Here is a 23,900-nt window from a genome sequence, read left to right on the forward strand (position 1 = left end):
TTAAAAGTTAGTGCATTATTATGAACACATAGAAATAATATATTTTGTAAAAAAAGTCGACAAATATAAGACTCTAAACTAGTGAACACCAAAAACACTTCCCTTAAGTATTATCAAATTAAAAACTACATTAAAAAATCAATAAAAACAGTAAATTACTACTGGACAGCTTAGTGATAAATTGCTCAAATCCTTGCTGACAAAAAAATCATAATAAATAGTCAATTTTAATACTCAACGCTAAGTACAAACGTTACAGACCAGACGACTGGCTTATCACTGAAAAAGATAAGCCTTCTTTGCACTTTGTTGAACAAACAAACACAAGGAAAAACACAGTGAAACAACATCAACATCGATTAGGAAAAGCGAGAGGTTTTATAAGCCTGCTTTGTTTAGCTTTTTCCTTCTTTGCCAATGCGAATACCAGCAACGACAGCATTGATTTAAACCGCTTACTTAATAGTTTCAACGCGCAACCGGCTACGTTCCAAGTGGCAGCAGTAACTAGCGATGAATGTAACTTAACCTCTGAATGTAAAAGTATTTATGGCAACAGCGCTTACGATTGCGTTAATTCCCGCAGCTCGCAAAGCTATTGCATGTGTGAAGACGGCGTATGTGCCGACATTCAAAGCCCTGTGCTACCGGAACCAGAACCGGACTACGGAGACGAGTGTGACACTACCGCTCAATGTAAAATCATCCACGGAAGTACTGCTAATGACTGCGTAAATTCACGCAGTGAGCAAAGTTATTGCCAGTGCGGAACCGAAGCATGCCGAGATATAAATGACGGCGGTGACAATGGCGGTGACAATGGCGGTGACAATGGCGGCGATAACGGCGGCGATAACGGTGGTGACAACGGCGGTGACAATAACGCGCCAGAGGTCACTACCCAATATCAAGAGCTGAATGGCTTAATCATTATTGAAGCTGAGAATACCTTATCGGACTTAGGCGAATGGCAGCGTAAATCAGATGTAAGCGGCTATACCGGCAACGGATATTTAGAGTTTAACGGCAACAGCTATATATCTGGTCCGGTTAACTCTCCTTTGGAGTACAGCTTTACCGCTGCGCAAACAGGTACTTATCACTTACATATGTACGTTGCGAGAGAAACCATTGATAACCGCAGTGACGTAGCCAACGACGGTTATGTGCGATTAGATGGCAACTATCAAGCCATTGATGGCGATGGAAATGCCACTAAAGCCATTTTAAGCTCTGATACCAAATTCTATGGTGGAGCAGATAAAAAATTCGTGTGGGCTTCTGGTAAACGTTTAGATAAAAACCATGCTAAGCACAACGCTATTTATCATTTAAACGCTGGCGAACCATATACCTTTACCCTTTCTGGTCGCTCTAAGTTTTTTAAAGTAGATCGCTTTGTATTCCGCCATACCTCGGTGGGAACTGCTGAAGCACAAAATCTAAATCTGCCAGAAACCCTTGCCACAGCGACGGCAAAAACCTGTGAAATAGTGGGCCAAAACCAACAATGGCATAGAGTAGAGCTTAACTGTAAAGGTTACTTTGCTGATGAAAGTGATACAGCCACCTTCACTAACCATCGTTTTAATGTCACCTTCAGCCAAGGCAATCAGCGTGTTGTAGTACCGGGTCACTTTGCTGCCTCAGGCGATGCTGCCGACAGCGGCGCTGGCCAAGGTAATGTATGGCGCGCCTATTTTATGCCACCAAACACGGGAGACTGGGATTACCAAGTATCTTTCCGTAAAGGCACTAACATTGCGGTAGATAGCCAAGCGAACTCAGGCCAAGCAATCGCTGGTTTCGATGGAAATAAGGGAACCTTTACGGTTACTGCCTCTACTGCCGATAGCCAAGATTTGCGTAGCCAAGGTTTATTGCAGCATATAGATGGCGAACGTTATCAGCGCTTTGCCGGCAGCGGCAATGTATTTATTGAAGCAGGAATGGGTAGCCCAGAGAACATCTTTGGTTATGCTGACTTTGATAACACAGTAAAAGGCAGCGGCGGCTCGTGTAAAGGCATTTTGCACCAGTTTGCTGAGCACGAAAGTGATTGGCAAGTCGGTGATCCAAGCTGGTCTGGCGCTCAACAAAAAGGCAAAGGCTTAATTGGCTTAATCAACTACCTAGGTTCGCATCAGGTAAATAGCGCTTACATTATGCTGAACACCGTAAAAGGTGATGGCTGTGATGCCCACCCTTGGTTGATTTATCAAGAAAATGGCAATAACAAACGCACCTTTGATGTGAGTAAATTGGACCAGTGGGAACGCGCCTTTTCACATATGACTCAGCAAGGCATTATGCTGCATATGATGACTCAAGAAACCGAAAACGAAACATTGCTTAACAATGCCAGTTTAGGTTTAGAGCGCAAGTTATATTACCGAGAATTAATCTCACGCTTTGCCCACCACCCCGCAGTGCAGTGGAACTTAGGTGAAGAGCAAGATGCAACGTCTACAGCAGCCTTAAAAGCCTACTCTGATTATATTCGTCAACTCGACCCCTATGATCACGGTATTACCTTACACACCTACCCTGGCCAACACGATCGTTACGACGACATGTTAGGGCACCCAACATTTAATGGCCCTACGATTCAGTATGGCGGTATTCCAGAAAACGCTAGCGCAACGGCAACACGTAACTCAGTTTATGGGGAAACCATTAGCTGGTTAAACAAATCGGCTGCAGCGGGTAAACAATGGTATGTCACTTATACCGAAGCGTCTGGTGGTGATGCGCCCAAACCTTACCAAGGTGTTAATGCACGCCAGCGGGTTTATTGGATGTGGGCCAGTGTTATGTCGGGCGGTGCTGGCTTCTCTTGGTACTTAAAAAATGACGGTGGCCATGCTTACGACTTGGCGGTAGAAGATTTACGCGAATTTGATCAGTTATGGCAACAAACGGGTCACGTTCACTACTTCTTCAAAGAGGTCTTGCAAGCGCAGTTAGGTTTAAACCTACAAAACCTTGAAGTAGATAACTCAGCCACTTCAAGCAATAACGATTGGGTGTTATCTGATAAGCAAAACAACTACATCATTAACTTGCGCAAAGGTGGCAGCACTAACATTACCTTAGCCAATAACAACCTTTATCAAGTGTACTGGTACAACCCACGCAGTAGATCACTCAGCAAAGGTTTAAGCCTAAGCGGCGGTACTACGCTTAATATTGGCAATCCGCCTAGCGAAACCAATCAAGATTGGGTCGCTCTGATCACCAATCGTGAGTTAGGTGAAGATGGCCAAGGTGGCGATAATCCTAGCCAACCTCCCATGAGTAAAATCGTCTTAGATATAAATAGCTTTGATATCTCAACAGTAAATGGTTTTGTACCTGCTTATAAAGACATTGCTCGCAATGCTTTGGCGGTAAATGCAGGGAGTTACAAAGATAAGTACGCTGCAGCGCGCTACACCTTTAATGGTGATAACGCTGACTACAGCATCACTATCACAACGCTTACTGAAAATGACGGAGAGAGTAACTATCGTTTAGTGGTCAATGGCCAACAAGTGGGTGAATACACTAACCCTAAATCGGCAAACAACTACCAAACCAGTAAACATACTTGGAGCGATATTTCGTTAACTCGAGGTGATGTGATTCAAATTGAATTTAACTCCACCTCTAATGGCGAAGTGATTTCGAGTAACGGACAAGCAGACTACGCACGTGGTCGCTGGCGCTCACTAGAACTAAGCGCGCAATAAACCACACTCAGTGGGCTAAGCTTACTTAGCCCACTTTTAATATACTACTCACCGGTAAACTTCTACTGCACAAGTAAGCTCATCAACCATTTATACTTCCGCGAAATACGCCTGCAGGTGAGACAGCATTAAACTGGCTTTATTAGATAAATAACGATTATGAGGATAGAGCGCCCAAATACCCTCAGGGTCTTTTTGATAAGGCAGCAATAACTCTACCAATGCCCCCGATTGCAAATGCTCTTTCACGTAACTATCGGGTAACTGCACAATGCCCAGCCCTTTCAAGCTAGCGTCTACCAAGGCGTTCCCACTATTACAGCGCAAACGGCCTCTCACTTTTAAGGTAGTACTTTTACCCTGCTCAGCAAACCGCCAATACTCGGCATTTCCCTGAAGACAATTATGCTTGGTAAGTTCATTAACACTATAGGGCGCACCATATTGCGCCAAATATGCGGGCGACGCGCACACATGTAAGCTGCGTTCGCCTAATCGTTTGGCCATCATGCTTGAATCAGGTAAATCACCCAGCCGTATAGCCAAATCAATAGCTTCATCAACTAAATCAATTTTTTGATTAGTTAGCTGTAGCGATACTTGTAACTCAGGATATTGCAGGCAAAAGTCATTCACTGCTGGCGCGATATGCTGCTCACCAAAGGTCACTGGTGCTGTCATGCTAAAGCTGCCACGAGGCACGTTTTGTAACTGGCTTAAACTTCGTTCAGCATCCTGCAAGCCCTCAATCAATGGCCTACACTGTTGGTAGAATAATTGACCACTATCGGTCACCGAGACCCGTCGAGTGGTGCGATAAAATAGCTTAATGGCCAAGCGAGTTTCCAGCTGAGAAATTTGTCGACTAACTTGGGCTGTGGAAATACCTAAGCGCTGAGCCGCCACTGTAAAGCTCTGCGTTTCAACCACTGCCACAAATTCGTTAATACCGTCCCACTGGAACATAGTGACCCACCTAAGCAAATAACACTGCTGGAAATACGCTTGAGCAAGTCACAGGACTTCAATCAATGATTATTACCACACAGTAAAAGTGAATTAACAAAAAACCAGATTATCACCAAACCAGAAATAAATATAATGTTCGCATTAGATACGCCCAACCTGGCGATCACTAACACCAATGAGGAAGAGCAATGACTGCCCAAACCATTCAATCAAAAGCAGCTGTAGCATGGGCTGCAGGCCAACCATTAAAAATGGAAATTGTGGATGTTGCGCCACCTAAAGCAGGCGAAGTTCGCGTAAAAATCATCGCCTCTGGCGTATGCCACACCGACGCATTTACGCTATCGGGCGATGATCCTGAAGGGATCTTCCCCGCCATTTTAGGCCACGAAGGCGGCGGCATTGTAGAATCCATTGGCGAAGGTGTCACCAGTGTAAAAGTGGGTGATCACGTTATTCCGCTATACACCCCAGAGTGCGGCGAGTGTAAATTTTGCAAATCAGGTAAAACTAACCTGTGCCAAAAAATTCGTGAAACCCAAGGTAAGGGTTTAATGCCCGACGGCACTACGCGTTTTTCTATCAATGGCGAACCAATTTATCACTACATGGGTTGCTCAACCTTTAGTGAATACACGGTACTGCCTGAGATTTCACTGGCTAAAATTAACCAAGAAGCCCCATTAGAAGAAGTGTGCTTGTTAGGCTGTGGGGTAACGACGGGCATGGGCGCGGTAACCAACACTGCCAACGTGCAACCCGGTGATACCGTGGCGGTATTTGGCTTAGGCGGCATTGGTTTATCAGCCATTATTGGCGCTCAAATGGCCAAAGCGGGTCGCATTATTGCCATCGACATTAACGAGTCCAAGTTTGACTTAGCCCGCAAGCTAGGTGCAACTGATTGCGTAAACCCTAAAAACTTCGACAAGCCAATTCAAGAAGTGATTGTTGAGATGACTGACGGTGGTGTGGACTTCTCATTTGAGTGTGTGGGCAACGTTCACTTAATGCGTAGCGCGCTAGAATGCTGCCATAAAGGTTGGGGCGAGTCGGTGATTATTGGCGTAGCCGGTGCCGGACAAGAAATATCAACACGACCTTTTCAGTTGGTCACCGGGCGAGTATGGAAAGGCTCAGCATTTGGCGGCGTAAAAGGCCGTTCAGAGCTTCCTGAATACGTAGAGCGCTACATGGCTGGTGAGTTTAAGCTTGATGACTTTATTACCCACACCATGGCCTTAGACAAAGTAAATGAAGCATTTGACTTAATGCATCAAGGTAAGAGCATTCGCACCGTTATTCACTTCGACAAATAGGAGTAAAACGGCATGCAAGACATTGAACTTATCAGTGAAAACAAAAGCTTTGGCGGCTGGCACAAACGCTACAGCCACCATGCTAGCAGTTTAAATGGCGTGGCTACATTTGCTATTTATTTGCCGCCACAAGCCAGCGCTAATCAGCCTGTCCCAGTGCTGTATTGGTTGTCTGGGCTCACTTGTAGCGATGAAAACTTTATGCAAAAAGCCGGCGCACAACGTCTAGCTGCAGAGTTAGGCATTGCCATTGTGGCGCCCGATACTAGTCCACGAGGCAATGATGTGGCCGATGATAGCGGCTACGACTTGGGCCAAGGGGCCGGTTTTTACCTCAACGCTAGCCAAGCGCCGTGGAGTTCGCACTATCAAATGTACGACTACATTGTGAAGGAGTTACCAGCACTGATTGAGTCGCGCTTTCCTGTAAGCAACAAAAGGGCGATTTCAGGCCACTCAATGGGGGGACATGGCGCTTTAACAATCGCTTTGCGTAATCCGCAACGCTATAGCTCCGTATCAGCCTTTAGCCCCATTTGTAATCCCAGCGCAGTACCTTGGGGACAAAAAGCCTTCAAGGCATATTTGGGTCAAGACCGACAACATTGGGAACAATACGACGCCAGTTTGCTAATGCGTAAGGCTAGCCAGTATGTACCGGCCTTAATTGACCAAGGAGAAGCAGATAAGTTTTTAGTCGAGCAACTAAAACCTGAGGCCTTAATCGCCGCCGCGAAGCAAAGCAATTACCCGCTGAAGGTAAACATGCATCCGGGTTATGACCATAGCTACTTCTTCATTGCGAGTTTTATTGAGTCACACTTAGCCTTTCACGCTCAACACTTACTATAACGAGCACTTAAAATGGCGCCAAAAAAGCCAAGCTATGCTTGGCTTTTTTATTTGTTGCGGTTTTAGTCCTGCGTTAATTCAAAGCCCAAACGCGCAATCTCTTGGCCATTGATGTGCAAGGCTACAAAGTGTTCACCGGGATAATATTTGCGGGTAGAGATCGCTTTAAACGAGTGTTGTTTTTCAATCGCAAACATTTCATCTTTGTTTAAGCTAAGGTTCTTTAACTTAAATACCTTGGCGGCGGTTTTCCCATTTGCTTTAACAAAATGCACGGCAAAATCTAACACAAACTTTTGCTTGGCTTGCTTAGCCCGAATCGCCAAGGCAAAAGTGAGTGAATCCCCCATTTTTACTTGTGGCTTAAGTAACGCAAATTCTTCCAACTCAATCTGTGGCTTAGCGGTGTAACCCAACAGAGGGAAACTTAAAGGGTGTCCTTGTTTCACCAAGCTACGAGTCGCATGTTTTATCACCCATTCCACTTCTTCACTGGCCTTGCTTTGCCAACGTTGGCAAAGTGCTAACACCTGCTCGGGGTGATCTTTGCTGATGTCATTTAAGTTATTCGCCACCGAGCGCCGCACGTATAAACTGTCATCTGCTTTAAGCTTATCCAGCAAAGCAAGAATAGGAGTGGGATCGCCAATCAACCCTTTTAATTGCGCCCCCCAAGGTAGCCGCGGGCGGCACCCTTCGCTGGCTAAACGCCTGATGTGTTCATCTTCATCTTCACACCAATCATGCAACTGCGACCACGTTAGCTCAGGATACTTTTCAATAAACGGACGAATGGCAAATTCAGCACTAAACAAAGGGGTTAATAGGGCTAATACAGGCAAGGCGCATTGAGGATCATTTATCCCTGCAACGGCAACGTAATCGGTCACAGGCCAAATAGCAAAACCACGCAAACTGTCATCCGGGTCACCGCGATCCCAATACTTTGGTAATTCAGACAATACCTTTGCTGTCTCACTAAAGTCAGCCGGTAAGGTTTGCTGTAACACCTCAATAATTTGAGTCACCCGCTGCTTTAGCTCTAAGGCTTCAAGACTATCTAGCGCCAAAGACATAAAACGCTCATTATCAAACTGAGGATAAACTGCGGTTATCCCTTTTGAAATACGCTGTAATGCAGGCTCAGCTAAGCCATTTTTCATGAGCATTTGTTCCATCAAACTTCCTCAGTAATCGCTACTGCCACCACTCTATTGACATTAATCACAATTAAATGATGTGTAGCTATTAACAAACGATAGAAACCAATATATTGAATAAAAAATAATTAATCATCTCAATATACAAAACTGCTCAATCAAGAGGCTATAAATGGAATTATTGCGCCCGTCCAACTTACTCATCCCTGTGTGTTTATCACTAACCCTCGTCGCTTGTGGGGGGGGAGGCTCAGCAAGCTCTAACAATTCACAAACTAGTGAACCCGCACCAGAACTACCTACTGTAAACGGAGTGATGAAATCAAAAGCAGCTAGCGGCTTTGTCTATCCAACGAATACCCTAAGTATGTATGACAGCAAAATATGTAGAAATTACGATCGTTATTATGAAACTGATAAGGTAATGGTTTTTGGGGGAAGTAATACTTCTACTGAACTAATTGAGCGCTTCGCCAGCTGGACTGAATTTGGATTAACAGATTTACAACAACGAATGGGAACAGATTTACTGGCGCTACAACAACGCTATCCGTTTAGCTTGGAAACATATCTTGTTGCGACTACATTTTTCCAAGAGCATGCCAGTACTTTTGAAGGAAAACAGTTATATCTACAGATCACCGGGGAAGAGCTAACAACAGACTACGACGATCTTATTGACGAGACTTTGCAGAAAAAATACCTTTACCAGAAGATCCGTCATTTAGACAAATCTCAAATGGCTAATTTGATAACAATGGTAAAAGAGCAACTAGATCCAAGCTCGTTATCGGATTCCTTTGGGCAATCTCTCCCTGAAAAACCTATTGTGTGCCTAAATAACGGATTCAATAACACGAATTATTGGGCCACTGGTAACCTGGTTGGCTATACAGCCAGAACTGATGATGACAGACCGACTTCGGCTTATATTGTCACGCATGAGCTGATGCATACCGTGCAGCACCAATATGTGACTTACTTAAGCCAAGTAGATCGCTGGTTTTTAGAAGGCAGTGCCGAGCACGCAATGGGGCACGTACCCGATCCCACCACGCATAACAATCGCTATCCTTTAGATGATAAGTGGGAAAGCACTTTAGGCTCAATCGCTTATAGCCACTACGGTATCGCAGTAGGTTACTTAGAAGCCACATCTCCGGGATTTATAATTAATGTGCTTAAGTACATTGCTGACAATGGCGTGTACCACGTGGTTACCCATAAACAAAATTCTGAATATAACTATGATGTTCTCAATCAACCCAACCCCGACTTTAGAGAAGCATTTAATGCTTACGCCAAGCGCCCTGATGGAAGTGCGTTAACTTACTCGGATTTTGAAAGTGAATACCATGAGCTAATTGATCAATGGATAGCTTTACAGCCGCAAGTAGAATCTCGCTCAATCAATACCACAAGCAATCGTGTTTCTTATGATTCTTTTGACTTAAAGCGTTAATACCTTTAGCTAATCGCCTACTTAAATAGGCGATTAGCACTTTAAGGCACCAACCAGCGGGTTAATGATGAACGCGTTAGCAACCAGCTAACGACAAACGCTAAAGATAAAGCCACCACGGTAATTACCAACAAGGCAATGCTTGAGTGGCCGAACCATTGGTAAATCCCATAATCTGGATTTCGCACTGGAATCAGAAAAAGTGGATGGACTAAATAGATACCGAAACTGTATTTTGAAATGGTTTTAATCAACGGCCTAAAACCGTCGGGCACTCGTTCAGCATAAGCTTTAATCAATACAAACAAACTCATAGCGATTACTGCTGTATTCAAGCTTTTGTAACCCATAAATACACTGCTGTATTCACCTTGCTGCCAAATGAAAAAGGCGCTACCGAATACGTTAAACGCTAGAGTTGCCGCGCCAGTGGCAAGCCAAAACTTCAAATGGGCTTGTTGGTCGTTGTTAAATAGGTACCAACCCATAATCAGGTAACCAGTGTACAAAATGATATTTTGACGAAGCGGCGTTTCTACTTTTAGCCAATGCATTAAGGTCAGCAATAACCAAGCCGCTAGCAGCAGCAGAATCCGTTGCTTATCCATTTTATATAGCAAAGGAGCGAGGAGCGGAATCACAAAATACAGAGGGATAAAATCGTAGAAAAACCAGAGGTGATACCAAGTATGTTCATTCGGCGCATTTTCTAATAGCGTTGCCGTTGCCTCCCAAGACCAAGCACTTTCTTGGTAACCACCAACAAAGGCGTAAATCACTGTCCAGGCTAAAAAGGGAAGTAATACTTTGGCTAAACGACGCGGCAAATAGTGAGCAACATTAAAGGGCCGCCGATCCGACATTAACAAAGCACCACTAATCATAATAAAAATAGGTACCGCCCATCGGCTAATTGCGTTGAGGGAAATCGCCGGCAGCCACTCGTGCCACGCTAAGTCTGGGACCATGTCTCGATAAGGGCCGAGCACATGAATTCCCACCACGGCAATAGCAGCAATAAAGCGCAAACATTCAATGTAAAACAAGGACGGACGAACAGCTTGGTCGTTAGCCATAAAAACATTAACCTTTTTATTATTAATGGTTAGAGCCAGCCTAAGCGAGTTGCCTAAGACTAACGTTAACCTTACACTAAAACATTGAATAAAGGCCATAATGCAAGGAGAGCAAGTGCCTATTAACCGTTCATGGAAGGACAAACGTAAGTTATTACTGCTGTTACCACTTATGTTGCTATGCGCATTTTGCTTTACTTCTTGGCTTAGTTATCAAGTGGCGTATAACTCTTTAAAAGAGCAAATCGAAACCACCCATTTACCCCTTACCAGTGATACGGTTTACTCCGAAATTCAACAAGATTTGTTGCGACCAATTTTTATTTCATCACTAATGGCCCAAGATACATTTTTACGAGACTGGGCCTTAGAAGCCGATCCAGACGCTGCGCCAATTATTCGTTACTTAAGTACTATTCAACAACGCTATCAAACTGTGACTAGCTTCTTTGTATCGGCCAGTAGTAGCCGCTATTACCACCCTGATGGTGTGATAAAAAGCCTGTCCATTGATGATCCTGATGACGCTTGGTTTTACCGCGTTAGCCAGCTTCCTCCCTCGCAAGACTATGAAATAAATATAGATTACGACACTGCCGATACAAGCCGTACTACTGTGTTTGTAAACTACAAAGTCTATGACTTTAATGAAAAACTGATTGGTGTTACCGGTGTTGGGCTAAGCGTAGACTCGGTGAAGAAACTGATTGGCCACTATCAAAAAAACTACCAGCGTAGTGTTTATTTTATTGATCCCTTAGGCAACCTCACCTTGAGCGATTCTGGCTTTACTGGGCCTCGTAATATAAAACAGCGCGCCGGCTTAGCCGAGCAAGCTACCTTGATATTAAGCGCCACAGAAGGCCGATACAGCTTTAACGAAAATGGTTCGCAGATTTATCTCAATGCGCGCTACATTCCTGAGTTTAATTGGTACCTTATTGTTGAGCAGCAAGACCTACCTGCTACTGCTCAGTTGCGGCAAACTCTTTGGATTAATCTGTTTATTAGCCTAGTGGTCACCCTGTGTAGTTTAATTGTCGCTAACTTCACTGTGGGCCGATACCAGCGCCATTTAGAAACGCTGGCCTCTACCGATAAACTCACTGGAATGTCTAATCGACAAAGCTTTGAAGGACATTTGGAGCAAGTGATTGATATTCAACACCGAGCCAATAGCCCCTGCTCGATTATTATTTTCGATATTGACCACTTTAAAACAGTGAATGATAACTACGGCCATAATGTTGGCGATATTGCACTAAAACAAATGTCCGAGTTAACCCAAAAGCATATTCGTCAATCCGATGTAATCTGTCGCTGGGGCGGCGAAGAGTTTATTGTATTGCTCCCAAACTGTGATGCCTTAGCTGCTTTAGAGGTAGCAGAGAAGATCCGCCTAGCGGTTAATCACAACGAACTAAACATTAACGGCCATTTCATCACCATGACCATTAGCTGTGGTATTGCGCAGATTAAAACCCATGAAGTGCTGGCAAGTTTACTGATAGACCGTGCCGACAAGGCGATGTACCAAGCCAAGCAAAATGGCAGAAATAGAAGTGTTATTGCAGAATAGCTAAGCACTTAGACCCGCTGCATCAATATGCAGCGGGCAATACTCATTATTTAGCTTTAGGCGGGTAGTTCTCTAACATCAAGGCTACTTGCTCATTAATGAACTTAGCACGGCTTTCTGGGCCCATGGTTTCACGTAATTGACTTTGTGAAATAGAGCGCCATACCAAGGCTTTGGTTTCAGGATCTAAAAACTCCACCACCAACTTACCGTATTTACGTTCCTTATAACGATCTGGCGAACTCACCCCAATCGCCCCGTGTTTGCGGCCAACACCTACCGAAAACGAACCACCATAAGATTCCAACTCAGTAGCAGTATCTATTCGATAATCCACTAACAAATCGGCCTGTTCAAGCTCTACTACCTTCAAGCCTTTAGCTTTCAGTTGGCTATCCAGTTCACGTTCAATGCGCTGGCCGTCAATGCTGGCTACGGCATCTTCTGGCATCGGTGCAAAGGCAAAATCTTTGTATTGGCTAAAGTCTTGATCTACGTTGTAATCAACAGCAGGTTTTATGGTGCATGCTGCCGCAGTAAAAGATAAACAAGCAATAATAAACAAGCGATACATGGTTTACTCCAAGCGCTAATTGCGCAAACTTCGTTAAATTAAATCTAACATAAGTCGCCAATTTTACCCTACCCGTTATTTACATGACTAATGCTTAACCGCAGCTCAGCGCTTTGTTATAATCGCCGCCGTTAAAATATTGGTGGTTTATCATGTCTCAATTCGAACAACGCTTTGGCGGTATTGCCCGCCTTTATGGCCAAACAGCCCTTGCTACATTTCAGCAAGCTCACGTATGTGTCATTGGCATAGGTGGCGTGGGTTCTTGGGCGGCAGAAGCGCTAGCCAGAAGTGGAATAGGTAAAATCACCCTGATCGACCTCGATGATATTTGTACCACCAATACTAATCGGCAGATCCACGCAACCACTGGCACAATCGGTCAATCTAAAACCGAAGTAATGCGTGACCGAATTCTGCAAATTAATCCTGACTGCGACTGTCGTGAGATTGAAGATTTTGTCACTAAAGACAATTTGGCTGAATACATCAGCAAAGATTTTGATTACGTGATCGATGCCATCGACAGTGTAAAAGCCAAATCAGCCTTAATTGCTTTTTGTAAACGCAACAAGATCAAACTGGTTACGGTAGGTGGTGCTGGCGGGCAAATAGACCCCACTCAAATTCAAATCAGCGATTTAGCCAAAACCATCCAAGACCCATTGGCCGCTAAAGTACGTAACGAACTGCGCCGTTTTTACAATTTTAGCAAAAACCCTAAGCGTAAATTTGGCGTAGATTGTGTCTACTCTACCGAGCAACTTATTTACCCGAGTAATGATGGTGAAACCTGCATGGCAAAACCTGATTCAGGCGGTAGCATGCGCATGGATTGTAGCGGCGGTTTTGGTGCAGTAACCCACGTTACTGCAAGTTTCGCCTTTGCCGCCGTATCTCGGGTATTAAAGAAACTAGCAGCTTAAATTGATACTGGAAAAAACCCTCTAAATATCAAACAAATAGAAACTATTAATTAGTTTTCAATTCGCTCTCCTTACAATCAATTTTAAGCATAACAACCGCGAAAAATACTATTGGCCAAAAGGTTTATCTAGTGTTTTAAGCATGCTGTTCTATGCTTAAAACATCAGCAAAGGAGAGCTACGATGTCTTGGGATAAATCCAGCCTACGCTTCAAAATATTATCAGTACTTATCGCATCACTAGTGTTATTAATGGCCGTGGCCATATACACCGCACTTCATTTAAAAGAAACCGCCAACAATTTTGACAAACTCACCCACAATGAAGTTCATCTTGAAGAGGTGGCGCTGCTTTCCCACATTGCATTTAAAACCCAAATCCAAGAATGGAAAAACGTCCTGCTACGTGGCCACGATGCCGAGCAAAACAAAAAATACTGGGGGCGTTTTCAAGACAAACAGCAACAAGTTCAGCAGCAAGTCACCAAGCTTGTAAGTGAACTTGAAGAAGCCAACTACCCGGAATTAGCGCGCACTGCCAAAGACTTCCTAGCATCACACAAAATACTAGGTTCCGCTTATGCTAAAGGCAAAGCTGAATATGAAGCGGCAGGCTTCGACTTTAAAGTGGGCGATAAAGCCGTAAAAGGCATGGATAGAGCGCCTTCAAAGTCGATGGCCGAATTAAGCGATAAACTGAAAGCGGTTACCGCCGAGCTAGTTGAAAAAAACACCATACAAGCGCACCAAGTCAGCTCCATAACGTTTATGATTATCGGTATCAGTAGCTTATTAGTGATTTGTATTAGCTTCATCTTCATGGAGCGAGAATGTATCAAGCCAATTAACTCCTTGGTGGACGACATTGATTTACTCTCCGACGGAAAGCTCAATGTCACCATTCATCTAGAACGCGGAGATGAGCTAGGTAAACTGGCCAATGCCACTCGAAAACTACAACAGTTTTTACTGTTAACGGTGTCAGATTTAACCCAATCTGGAGAGCAGCTGCACAACTCCTCAAGCATGTTAAGCAACATGTCTGAAGACCTTGCCAAAGGCACCCACCAACAGCGAGAAAGCTCAGACTTAGTGGCCACTGCTATTCAAGAGATGTCCCACTCAGCTGACGAAGTGTCGCAAACTGCAGCTAATACCGCAGATACTACCCACAATACTGACCTTACGGCGCACAACGGCGCTCAAGCCATGAAAGAAGTGATTACCAGTATTAACAGCCAAGTAGCCGATATTAGTCATGCTGGGCAGGTGGTAAAAGATTTGGCAGCTGACTCTAACAATGTTGGAGCCGTGCTAGACGTAATTAAGGGCATTGCCGAACAAACTAACTTGCTGGCATTAAACGCAGCCATTGAAGCCGCTCGTGCTGGCGAACAAGGCCGAGGTTTTGCCGTGGTAGCCGATGAAGTAAGAACCTTGGCGCAAAAAACGCAGCAAAGCACCAGTGAGATTCAGAACATTCTCGAAAAAATCCAAGGTGGCGCCAATAACGCAGTAACGGCTATGGAGCAAAGCCAAAGCCGTACCGACGAAGTGGTCACGCAGGTAGAAACTGCCGAGAGCCTGCTCTCAGAAATTGTTACTTCAATTGGCAGCATCAATGAGATGAACCTACACATTGCCTCAGCCGCTAAAGAGCAAACAACCGTCGCTGGTGAGATAGCCAGCTTAATTGAGCGCATCGCCGATGTAGCCGCGCAAAACTCGCAACAAGTTGATGAGTCAAATCAAATCAGTGACCAACTCAATCAGCTAGCCGACGACTTCACCAGCCAGCTGAAACGCTTTGTTTACTAAGTAATAGACAGAAACAAAAAGCCCAGCAATTAGCTGGGCTTTTTTATGGTTTATTCATCACCAAGATTAATCGGCGACGGTTTCACCTTGTAAGTGTTCAACACTTGGCACCGCTTTATGGTTAGCGCCTAAGTATGAATAAATTACCGGTAATACAAACAGCGTAAACACAGTACCAATCGACAGACCTGCACAAATTACCATACCAATATCGAAACGCGCTGCAGCGCCCGGACCAACTGCTAATAACAGAGGAATAAGGCCAGCAACCATTGAGATAGTGGTCATCAAAATCGCTCGTAAACGAATACGTGCCGCATGACGAATAGCGGTAATTTTATCTTCGCCTTTCAGGATCTGGCGCTCTTTAGCCACTTCACACATCAAGATACCGTGTTTGGTAATCAAACCCACTAGGGTGATCATACCAATCTGGGTATAGATATTGAGAGACGCTAAGCCCCAGCCCATCATTAGCAAGGCACCACAAATTGCTAGTGGTACCGACACCATAATCACCAGTGGATCACGTATGCTTTCAAACTGCGCAGCCAATACCAAGAAGATAATCGCTAAGGCTAAACCAAAAGTGGCATAAAGCGCCGAGCCTTCTTGCACAAACTGACGAGACTCGCCTTTGTACTCGAAGCCATAACCTTTAGGCAGTATCTCCGCTGATTTCTGCTCCAAAAATTTCAAGGCATCACCCATGGTTTGACCCGGCATTAATGCACCGTTCAAAGTGACCGAGTTAGTTTGGTTCATCTGCAATAGTGAATCTGGCTGACCAGTTAAATCCCACTCAATTAAGTTAACCAATGGTACTGGACTACCATCCACAGTTTTCACGTAAAATTGACCAATAGCCTCAGGGCTTAGGCGATCTTCACGTTTCACCTGAGGGATCACCTCATAAGAACGACCATCGTAGTTAATGTGGTTAATGTAACCATCACCCATTAAGGTCCCCAAGGTGCTAGCAATATCGGCCATTTTCACCCCGTAAGCACCCGCCTTGTCGCGGTTAACTTTAATATCGAGGGTCGCCGTTTGGAACTTAGTATCTAAATCAGTAAATACGAAGTAACCACTTTGCATGGCCGCTTGTTGAAGCTCTTGCGCCAAGCTCACCAAAGTACGGTAATCACCGGTGCCTTGCAGCACAAACTGCACAGGGAAACCGCCACTTGCACCCGGTAACACCGGCAGCGGGAATGACGCGACTGATACACCAGCTATGTCGGCGGTTTCAGCTTGAATCGCTTTAACCAAGGTATCTTGATCCATGGTGCGTTGATCCCACACCGTGGTATTCAAAAACCCTAAACCTTGTGTAGCACTTGGGATCCCGGCCAGAGTAAATGAACCAGCAATATCATCTAAAGCCAAACCTCTACGGCCTACTTCAGTGGTGTATTGGTCCATGTAATCGATGTTTGCGCCGGCAGGGCCGTTCGCCATAATCATCGCCGCACCTTTATCTTCTGCAGGTGCTAATTCGGTGGGGATAATTTGCAGTAATGGGTATAAAGACCCCATAACAATAATCGCAAATACCACCACTACTGGGCGACGATTAAGCAGCGCACCCACCATTTTGTCGTAACCACTGTCTAAGCGGTCTAAGAAGTTATGAACACCTACTTCAAAACGGCCAGGGTTAGGATTGTGTTTAAGCAATACCGAACACATTACCGGCGACAAAGTTAGTGCAACAAAGCCCGATACCACTACCGCGCCCGCTAAGGTAAGCGCAAACTCAGCAAACAGCACCCCAGTTAAACCTTCCACCATGGCAATCGGTGAGTATACTGCCGCTAAAGTAATGGTCATGGAGATCACCGGCAAGGCGATTTCACGCGTTCCAACAATCGCAGCATCAAAGGGGTTCATGCCTTGGCGAATATGCCGGTCAACGTTTTCCACCACCACAATAGCGTCGTCCACCACCAGTCCAATGGCTAATACCATGGCTAACAGCGTCAGTAAGTTAAGCGAGAACCCTAAGGCTTGCATAGCTAAACACACACCCACCAACGACAGCGGAATCGCAATTACCGGTATCAGCACCGCCCGCAAGTTACCCATAAACAAGAAGATAACCACCACCACAATAATGGTCGCTTCTACAATGGTGGTGAGTACTTCATTAATCGACGATTCAATATATTCGGTCGAATCGTAGAGCACCTTCATACCTAAGCTGTCTGGCAGATTGGCTTCAATATCTGGCAACATCGCAGTCACTAACTGCGCAACCGTTAGCGGGTTTGCCGTAGGCGTTGGATCAATCGCTACTACTACCGCTGTTTTGGCATCAGCTTTAGCACGCACCGTTTCGCGGGCAGAACCCAGCTCAACTTCAGCGACGTCGTTTAAGCGCACAATACCGTTATCGCTACGAGCAACAATTAGCTGTTCAAACTCAGCCCGCGTTTTTAAATCGGTATCCGCTTCTACGTTATACAAGAAGAAACGACTTTTGGCTTGGCCAGGCGCAGAGCGAAAGTTGTTGTTTTGCAAAGCACTAACCACTTCAGCAGCGGTCAATTTATGGTTAGCCAATTTAACCGGATCTAACCACACTCGCATCGACAGCTGCGGACCATAAACGTTTGCTTTAGCCACACCGGTAATGGTCACCATTTGCGGCTGCACATTACGGTTTACGTAATCTACAATCTGCGGAGCTTTAAGTTCATCACTGCTAAAGGCGATGTACATAATTGAGGTACTAGAACCGGTTGAGCGCGAAATGTTCGGGTCCAGAGCTTCGCTAGGCAAACGGGCACGCACCGCGTTCACCTTGGCCATCACCTCAGACAAGGCGGCATCTGGGTCAGCACCGGTTTTCATATAAGCAGTAATGGTACTGCTACCCATCGACGAGTTAGATTCTAAGAAATCTAAGTTATCGGCCTCGGCAATCGACTGCTGCAAAGGCTGGGTGATAAAACCTTGAATCACCTCTGCGGGGGCACCGTAATAAGCGGTACTAACGGTAATCACCGTATTGGTAAGCTCTGGGTACTCGCGAATTTGCAGTTTAAAGATTGATTGAACACCAACAATTAACAGCAACAAACTCAAAGACAGAGATAAGATGGGTCGCCGAATAAAGGCATCGGTAAATTTCATGACCTAAGCTCCTAGTCTTTTGGCAGGTTTTGGTCGCGGTTCAAGAAGCTATCTTCAACAATGCGCACCAAAGCCCCATTGCGTAAGCGAACTTGACCAGAAACCACAACTTGCTCGTCTGCTGCTACCCCTTTCTTGATGATAGCTACATCGCCACGGCGCTCGCCCACTTGAATAGTACGCTGCGTTGCAGTCAAGGTTTCACTGCCATCTTCGGCAGTTTGGCTTTCTACAACGTATAAAGACTCACCGTACAAAGAGAAGGAAATAGCCTGCTGAGGAACCACAATCTGATTAGCTTGAACTGGCTGCCAAATACGTACGCTGGCATACATGCCTGAGCGTAATTGCCCCTCGGTATTAGGAATAGTGGCTTGCACCTGAACCACACCACTTTGTGGATCAACGGTCGGCTCAATGGTTGTAACTTGACCTTTAAACCACTGTTCTGGGTAAGCATCAGAGTTGAGCTCAATCTCGGTGCCTAAGGTAATCAATGAGATATCTTTTTGCGGCACAATAAAGCGCAGTAACATATGGTCGAGGTTTTCTAGACGCGCCATATCATCACCCGCTTGCACATATTGGCCGAGGTTGATTTGGCGAATACCCATTACACCGCTAAAGGGCGCACGAATTTCACGACGTTCAATGGTGGCTTTTAAGGCCGCAATATCATTTACCAAGGCTAGGTAATTAGCTTCAGAGTCATCAAATTGGGTTTGCGATACCGAACCACGCTCAAGTAGCGATTTATTTCGCTCCATTTGGCGTTTAACCGCAGGTAACTTGGCGGTGGCGCTGGCTAAGTTGGCTTTTTCTACATCGGCTTCTAAGCTCACCAACAATTCACCCACTCGCACTGTGTCACCCGATGAGAAATGAATTTTATTCACCAAACCGGCTACCGAACTGGTGATGTTCACCCCTTGATAAGGTTCAATGAAACCAATTGACTCAATCGCTGGCTGCCAATCTTGTGAACTGGCCAAGGCCACCTCTACAGGCATTTCAGGCACCGGACGATTAGCCATAAACTGGGCAATCATTTTCTGCTTAAACAAGTAAAAACCAAACACACTACCAAACAGAATCACTGTAAGGACTAGCATGATTGCCATCCATTTTTTCATTTCCCAACTCCAAAAACTAAGGGTGTATGGTGATAGCATCCCAGCTAGCTAAAAGCGCAGCATCCATGTCTTGCTTTGTAAATGTTACGTCTCTAAAAAAAGAGAACCGACAAATTTCGTGTATTTGACCAAATGCCAAGGCATAAAGCATTTCTCCCGGAAGCGCCTTAAAGCAACCTTCTTCGACACCTCTCGAGAAAAAAAGTTTTACCGGTTCGAATAATTCCATAATCAATTGTTTATGATGTGCATTCTTCGGTAAGGTTTCTAAATGCACCCATAAACGCTGCACGTTCACATGGGCTAAATGATAGTTTAGGGCATTAAGCCACAAACGGCGATGTTGCTCTTTTAACCCTTCATTCGCGTCTACACCCGCCAAAAAAGCATCGGTAAACAAACGCAAATTGCGTTCATGCAACTGTGCCATTAGCTCATCTTTATCTTTGAAATACAAATAGATAGTGCCAGCAGCCACTTTCGCTTCTTTGGCCACACGCTGCATCGACAAAGCGTCAATGCCGCCTCGTTCAATTAAGTGTTCGGCTGCCATTAAAATACGTAAGTGTTTATCGGGAATCATAAAATGAACGTTTATTCAGTTGTTGAACGCGATTATAGGCATCATCAAAAAACAATCAATGAATAATTGTTCATTTTTAAAAAATTTACTTTTATTAAAGGTCTCTGTTTACGTAGATCAGCCCCTCTCGATCAGCTAAAATGCCCGACCCGTTTAGAAGGAATGCTCCGTGAAGTTAAACCCCGCTCAAGATAAAGCCGTTAATTTTGTTTCTGGCCCTTGCCTAGTATTGGCTGGTGCAGGCAGTGGTAAGACGCGGGTAATTACCAATAAAATTGCTCACCTCATCCAAAACTGTGGCTACAAAGCAAAAAACATCGCAGCGGTAACCTTCACCAATAAAGCCGCTCGAGAAATGAAAGAGCGTGTCGGCCAAACAATGGGGCGCAAAGAAGCTCGCGGGTTAAGAGTATGTACTTTCCATACCTTGGGTTTAGACATTATTCGTAAGGAATATAAAAGCCTTAAACTTAAACCTAACTTTTCGCTGTTTGACGACCAAGACCAAATGGCCTTGCTCAAAGAGCTCACCGAGAAACAGTTGGAAGGTGACAAAGATTTACTTAAACAGCTGATCAGCACTATTTCTAATTGGAAAAATGACCTAATTCTGCCGCAGCAAGCGGTTGCCCGCGCAACCGGGCAAAGCGAGCAAGAGCAATTGTTTGCTCAACTATACGAGGCTTACCAGCGCCAACTTACCGCTTATAACGCGCTCGATTTTGACGATTTAATTTTAATGCCTACCCTGCTGCTGACCCACGATGCAGCCGTGCGCTCACGCTGGCAAAATACCATTCAATACCTATTGGTCGACGAATACCAAGATACCAATACCAGCCAATATCAACTGGTAAAATTAATTACCCAGGAGCGAGCTCGTTTTACAGTAGTGGGAGACGACGACCAAAGCATTTATTCATGGCGTGGTGCTCAGCCTAAAAACTTAATGCAGTTACAAACAGACTTCCCCGCCCTGCAAGTGATTATGTTGGAGCAAAACTACCGCTCTACTCAGCGCATTTTAAAATGCGCCAATATCTTGATTGAAAACAACGAACACATTTTCGAAAAATCGCTGTTCTCAGAGCTAGCCTACGGCGAAGCTTTGAAGATTTTGTTTGCTAAGAACGAAGAGCAAGAATCAGAGCGAGTTGTGGCCGAGCTAATTGGTCATCGCTTTATGAACAATGCCAGCTACAAAGACTACGCAATTTTGTATCGCGGCAATCACCAGTCGCGCTTATTAGAAAAAACCTTAATGAACAACCGTATCCCCTACAAGATTAGCGGTGGTACCTCGTTTTTTGCGCGCGCAGAAATTAAAGACATAATGGCTTACCTGCGCGTACTGGTGAACCAAGACGACGACAACGCCTTACTGCGCATCATCAATACCCCGCGCCGCGAAATTGGCCCAACAACCTTGGAAAAAGTAGGAACCTACGCTAACGAACAACACATAAGTTTGTTTGCAGCCACCACCCACTTCGCCATGACCAGCATTTTGCCTAATCGAGCACTGAATGCCGTTAATCAATTTAGCCAATGGATTTTAAGTCTGTCGGAGCGCATAGAGCGTGGTGATGCATTACAAGCCGTGCGCGATATGATCCGCGATATTCATTACGAAGATTTTCTCTACGAAACCAGCCCTAGCCCCAAAGCTGCCGAAATGCGCATGAAAAACGTTTCGGAGTTGTTTCGTTGGGTCAGTGGTATGCTGGAAGGTGATAACGACAATGAGCCAATGACGTTACCGCAAGTGGTTAATCGCCTTATCTTGCGCGACATGATGGAACGAGGCGAAGAAGATGAAGAGAGCGATCAAGTTCAGCTAATGACCTTACATGCGTCTAAGGGTCTGGAGTTTCCTTACGTTTACCTCATCGGTATGGAAGAAGGCTTATTGCCTCACCAAAGCAGTATTGATGAAGATAACGTAGAAGAAGAACGTCGCCTAGCCTACGTGGGTATAACCCGTGCTCAACGAGAGTTAACTTTTACCCTCACTAAAGAGCGTCGCCAATTTGGCGAGTTAATCAAACCTGAGCCCAGCCGTTTTTTATACGAATTGCCTCAAGATGATTTGGTATGGGAACAGCGCCGTAAAAAAGAAACCGCAGAAGAACGCCAAGAGAAAGGCAACATAGGTATTGCCGCATTGCGTGCAGCCCTCAACCAGAAAAAATAGCCTTAGGCCTTAATTCACTCTTAAAATTCATCCAATTATCTTATTCAGCATTTAAAATCAATGGTCTTAAATGTGATCCTGCGCCAATAACCTTGTATGGGCGCAATAGATTTGTGATCGAAACGGTTTTCATCTCAATAAAGCGCCTTACTCCAAGGATTTATGAGAATAAACTCACAAAACTGTAAACAAGGATGGAGCGCAATGATGAATGCACTCGTTGAACAACGCCAGCAGGCGCAACTGCATTTTCAACAAGGGGAACAAAATATCGTGGTGGGCAACGCAGCTGCGTGTCCCTTGCCTCCGGAACAACTTGCGTCCTTAGACATAGATTCCGAATACGTAGTTGAGGTATTTGATGGTGGGCTTACCGCTGTTGTACTGCACTTATGTATTAACGGTCGCCACTACAACCTTAAACGCCGCCGCCCAAAAGCGCTGGTGCATAATGTTGATGGCGAAACCTCGTTTCTTAACGAAGTTCAACGCCGTCGCGACATTCAGGCACTAAAAGATCAACCGGCTACTGCTAAAGCATTTACCCATGTGGTGACCACGCTTTACGCCAACTATCGCCTTGGTTTTATATTGTCACCTTGGATTGATGGCAAACCCTTGTGCAGCTTTAGTCGCGAGATTTTCCGCCAGATTTTCGCCACTCAATTTGCCTTAGAGCAAGCTGGATTAATGGAATGGGATTTGTCGCCAGGTAACATTATTTACGATGGTCGCCAGATACACCTGTTCGATTTTGGCTACATGTATACCTACAACCCTCTCGAGCACTACAATAGCGACGGCCTTGATGCCCCTGCTTTTCATGCAGCAGAGCGCCTAGAAACCCGCAATGTATTTGGCTATTTGTTACGCTATCAAGACGTAATGACGGCCGCCGACCAGCTTGCAATTTATCGTGAGCTAAAAGAAGCCGCGCTAGACGTTTATACTCAAAAGCTGATTTGGCTAAAACAACGTTATGCTCAGCCAGCCATCATTCAATGGCAAACTGACATTATAGAACGTTGGGAGTACGCCTTAGATAACGAACGCTCATTAAAGAACCTGTTTGTTGCCGAAAGCTTTCGTTCGCACTGCTTAGATATTGCTGATGACATTAGCGGAAAAAGCTGCACACCAATGACCTTAAAACGCATCGATAAAGTGATTACCATGGCGGCAACGGTTTACCTTCAGCTACAAAACAACGGCGCATTACTGTTTGATAATGCCAGCCTTGAGCAAGTAGACCTGATCAAAAAATACCAAGATTACCGCAGCCTTGCGGCCCAGTATCAACAGAAATAGCCTAGATTATTCATACCGTTAAGCTTTGTTTACAAAGGCATCAAGTATAACTGATGCCTTTGTGATGAAAGCATCACA

The 23,900-nt window shown here is 44.9% G+C and carries 16 protein-coding genes; 9 read left to right on the forward strand and 7 right to left on the reverse strand.

The annotated features are described in order from the left end of the window. Positions 1-338: 338 nt before the first annotated feature. Positions 339-3,731: a DUF5060 domain-containing protein gene (locus tag Q4549_RS09720; protein ID WP_303553208.1), complete on the forward strand. Its 3,393-nt coding sequence runs from the start codon at positions 339-341 to the stop codon at positions 3,729-3,731. A gap of 90 nt (positions 3,732-3,821) precedes the next feature. Here the strand turns inward: Q4549_RS09720 and Q4549_RS09725 are convergent, their stop codons facing one another. Next, positions 3,822-4,697 (reverse strand): LysR substrate-binding domain-containing protein, encoded by an 876-nt coding sequence (locus tag Q4549_RS09725; RefSeq protein WP_303553209.1) that lies wholly within the window; start codon positions 4,695-4,697, stop codon positions 3,822-3,824. 191 nt (positions 4,698-4,888) lie between these two features. On the opposite strand from Q4549_RS09725, the gene Q4549_RS09730 reads away from it, so the two are divergent. After that, complete coding sequence (locus Q4549_RS09730; RefSeq protein ID WP_137673324.1) at positions 4,889-6,019, forward strand: S-(hydroxymethyl)glutathione dehydrogenase/class III alcohol dehydrogenase; 1,131 nt, start codon at positions 4,889-4,891, stop codon at positions 6,017-6,019. A gap of 12 nt (positions 6,020-6,031) precedes the next feature. Further along, positions 6,032-6,871 carry an S-formylglutathione hydrolase gene (fghA, locus tag Q4549_RS09735; RefSeq protein ID WP_303553210.1) on the forward strand — a complete coding sequence of 280 codons (840 nt, stop codon included), beginning with the start codon at positions 6,032-6,034 and terminating at the stop codon, positions 6,869-6,871. A gap of 62 nt (positions 6,872-6,933) precedes the next feature. On the opposite strand, the gene Q4549_RS09740 is transcribed toward fghA, so the two are convergent. Beyond that, positions 6,934-8,049: a DNA alkylation repair protein gene (locus Q4549_RS09740; RefSeq protein WP_303553211.1), complete on the reverse strand. Its 1,116-nt coding sequence runs from the start codon at positions 8,047-8,049 to the stop codon at positions 6,934-6,936. A 154-nt stretch (positions 8,050-8,203) separates the two neighbouring features. Between Q4549_RS09740 and Q4549_RS09745 the strand changes: the two genes are divergently transcribed. Beyond that, a complete protein-coding gene (locus Q4549_RS09745; protein ID WP_303553212.1) occupies positions 8,204-9,493 on the forward strand; it encodes a hypothetical protein in 1,290 nt (429 codons plus the stop codon). A gap of 41 nt (positions 9,494-9,534) precedes the next feature. On the opposite strand, the gene Q4549_RS09750 is transcribed toward Q4549_RS09745, so the two are convergent. Continuing rightward, positions 9,535-10,569 carry an acyltransferase gene (locus tag Q4549_RS09750; RefSeq protein WP_303511535.1) on the reverse strand — a complete coding sequence of 345 codons (1,035 nt, stop codon included), beginning with the start codon at positions 10,567-10,569 and terminating at the stop codon, positions 9,535-9,537. 100 nt (positions 10,570-10,669) lie between these two features. Between Q4549_RS09750 and Q4549_RS09755 the strand changes: the two genes are divergently transcribed. Then, positions 10,670-12,148, forward strand: a complete 1,479-nt coding sequence (locus tag Q4549_RS09755; RefSeq protein ID WP_303553213.1) for a sensor domain-containing diguanylate cyclase — start codon at positions 10,670-10,672, stop codon at positions 12,146-12,148. Positions 12,149-12,194: 46 nt separating this feature from the next. Here Q4549_RS09755 and Q4549_RS09760 read toward each other — a convergent pair whose 3' ends face one another. Continuing rightward, a complete protein-coding gene (locus tag Q4549_RS09760) occupies positions 12,195-12,722 on the reverse strand; it encodes a DUF4136 domain-containing protein (RefSeq protein ID WP_303553214.1) in 528 nt (175 codons plus the stop codon). Between the two features lie 152 nt (positions 12,723-12,874). On the opposite strand from Q4549_RS09760, the gene tcdA reads away from it, so the two are divergent. Together tcdA and Q4549_RS09770 are read left to right on the forward strand one after the other, a co-directional pair. Then, positions 12,875-13,648: a tRNA cyclic N6-threonylcarbamoyladenosine(37) synthase TcdA gene (gene tcdA / locus Q4549_RS09765; protein WP_303553215.1), complete on the forward strand. Its 774-nt coding sequence runs from the start codon at positions 12,875-12,877 to the stop codon at positions 13,646-13,648. A gap of 183 nt (positions 13,649-13,831) precedes the next feature. Then, on the forward strand, positions 13,832-15,466 hold the full coding sequence (locus tag Q4549_RS09770) for a methyl-accepting chemotaxis protein (RefSeq protein WP_303511530.1): 1,635 nt from the start codon (positions 13,832-13,834) through the stop codon (positions 15,464-15,466). A 66-nt stretch (positions 15,467-15,532) separates the two neighbouring features. Here the strand turns inward: Q4549_RS09770 and Q4549_RS09775 are convergent, their stop codons facing one another. Genes Q4549_RS09775 through Q4549_RS09785 form a run of 3 tightly spaced genes read right to left on the reverse strand, consistent with a single transcriptional unit; the run spans position 15,533 to position 20,320 of the window. Further along, complete coding sequence (locus Q4549_RS09775; RefSeq protein WP_303553216.1) at positions 15,533-18,604, reverse strand: efflux RND transporter permease subunit; 3,072 nt, start codon at positions 18,602-18,604, stop codon at positions 15,533-15,535. Positions 18,605-18,615: 11 nt separating this feature from the next. Continuing rightward, positions 18,616-19,737, reverse strand: coding sequence for an efflux RND transporter periplasmic adaptor subunit (locus Q4549_RS09780; RefSeq protein WP_303553217.1), 1,122 nt, complete (start codon positions 19,735-19,737; stop codon positions 18,616-18,618). A gap of 16 nt (positions 19,738-19,753) precedes the next feature. Further along, the gene (locus Q4549_RS09785; protein WP_303511524.1) at positions 19,754-20,320 is read right to left on the reverse strand and encodes a TetR/AcrR family transcriptional regulator; all 567 of its coding nucleotides are present in this window, start codon (positions 20,318-20,320) and stop codon (positions 19,754-19,756) included. 169 nt (positions 20,321-20,489) lie between these two features. Between Q4549_RS09785 and rep the strand changes: the two genes are divergently transcribed. Both rep and Q4549_RS09795 read left to right on the forward strand, forming a co-directional pair. Then, positions 20,490-22,514 (forward strand): DNA helicase Rep, encoded by a 2,025-nt coding sequence (rep, locus tag Q4549_RS09790; RefSeq protein ID WP_303511522.1) that lies wholly within the window; start codon positions 20,490-20,492, stop codon positions 22,512-22,514. Between the two features lie 204 nt (positions 22,515-22,718). Beyond that, positions 22,719-23,822, forward strand: coding sequence for a phosphotransferase (locus Q4549_RS09795; RefSeq protein WP_303511520.1), 1,104 nt, complete (start codon positions 22,719-22,721; stop codon positions 23,820-23,822). The last annotated feature ends 78 nt before the right edge of the window (positions 23,823-23,900 follow it).

It is taken from the genome of Agarivorans sp. 2_MG-2023 (genome assembly GCF_030548085.1).
Taxonomy (GTDB): domain Bacteria; phylum Pseudomonadota; class Gammaproteobacteria; order Enterobacterales; family Celerinatantimonadaceae; genus Agarivorans.

Excerpts from the sequence above, each read along its gene's own strand:
- Q4549_RS09725 (WP_303553209.1), bottom strand. The coding sequence starts at position 4,697 with ATGTTCCAGTGGGACGGTATTAACGAATTTGTGGCAGTGGTTGAAACG.
- Q4549_RS09730 (WP_137673324.1), top strand. The coding sequence starts at position 4,889 with ATGACTGCCCAAACCATTCAATCAAAAGCAGCTGTAGCATGGGCTGCA.
- fghA (WP_303553210.1), top strand. The coding sequence starts at position 6,032 with ATGCAAGACATTGAACTTATCAGTGAAAACAAAAGCTTTGGCGGCTGG.
- Q4549_RS09740 (WP_303553211.1), bottom strand. The coding sequence starts at position 8,049 with ATGGAACAAATGCTCATGAAAAATGGCTTAGCTGAGCCTGCATTACAG.
- Q4549_RS09745 (WP_303553212.1), top strand. The coding sequence starts at position 8,204 with ATGGAATTATTGCGCCCGTCCAACTTACTCATCCCTGTGTGTTTATCA.
- Q4549_RS09750 (WP_303511535.1), bottom strand. The coding sequence starts at position 10,569 with ATGGCTAACGACCAAGCTGTTCGTCCGTCCTTGTTTTACATTGAATGT.
- Q4549_RS09755 (WP_303553213.1), top strand. The coding sequence starts at position 10,670 with ATGCAAGGAGAGCAAGTGCCTATTAACCGTTCATGGAAGGACAAACGT.
- Q4549_RS09760 (WP_303553214.1), bottom strand. The coding sequence starts at position 12,722 with ATGTATCGCTTGTTTATTATTGCTTGTTTATCTTTTACTGCGGCAGCA.
- tcdA (WP_303553215.1), top strand. The coding sequence starts at position 12,875 with ATGTCTCAATTCGAACAACGCTTTGGCGGTATTGCCCGCCTTTATGGC.
- Q4549_RS09770 (WP_303511530.1), top strand. The coding sequence starts at position 13,832 with ATGTCTTGGGATAAATCCAGCCTACGCTTCAAAATATTATCAGTACTT.
- Q4549_RS09775 (WP_303553216.1), bottom strand. The coding sequence starts at position 18,604 with ATGAAATTTACCGATGCCTTTATTCGGCGACCCATCTTATCTCTGTCT.
- Q4549_RS09780 (WP_303553217.1), bottom strand. The coding sequence starts at position 19,737 with ATGAAAAAATGGATGGCAATCATGCTAGTCCTTACAGTGATTCTGTTT.
- Q4549_RS09785 (WP_303511524.1), bottom strand. The coding sequence starts at position 20,320 with ATGATTCCCGATAAACACTTACGTATTTTAATGGCAGCCGAACACTTA.
- Q4549_RS09795 (WP_303511520.1), top strand. The coding sequence starts at position 22,719 with ATGATGAATGCACTCGTTGAACAACGCCAGCAGGCGCAACTGCATTTT.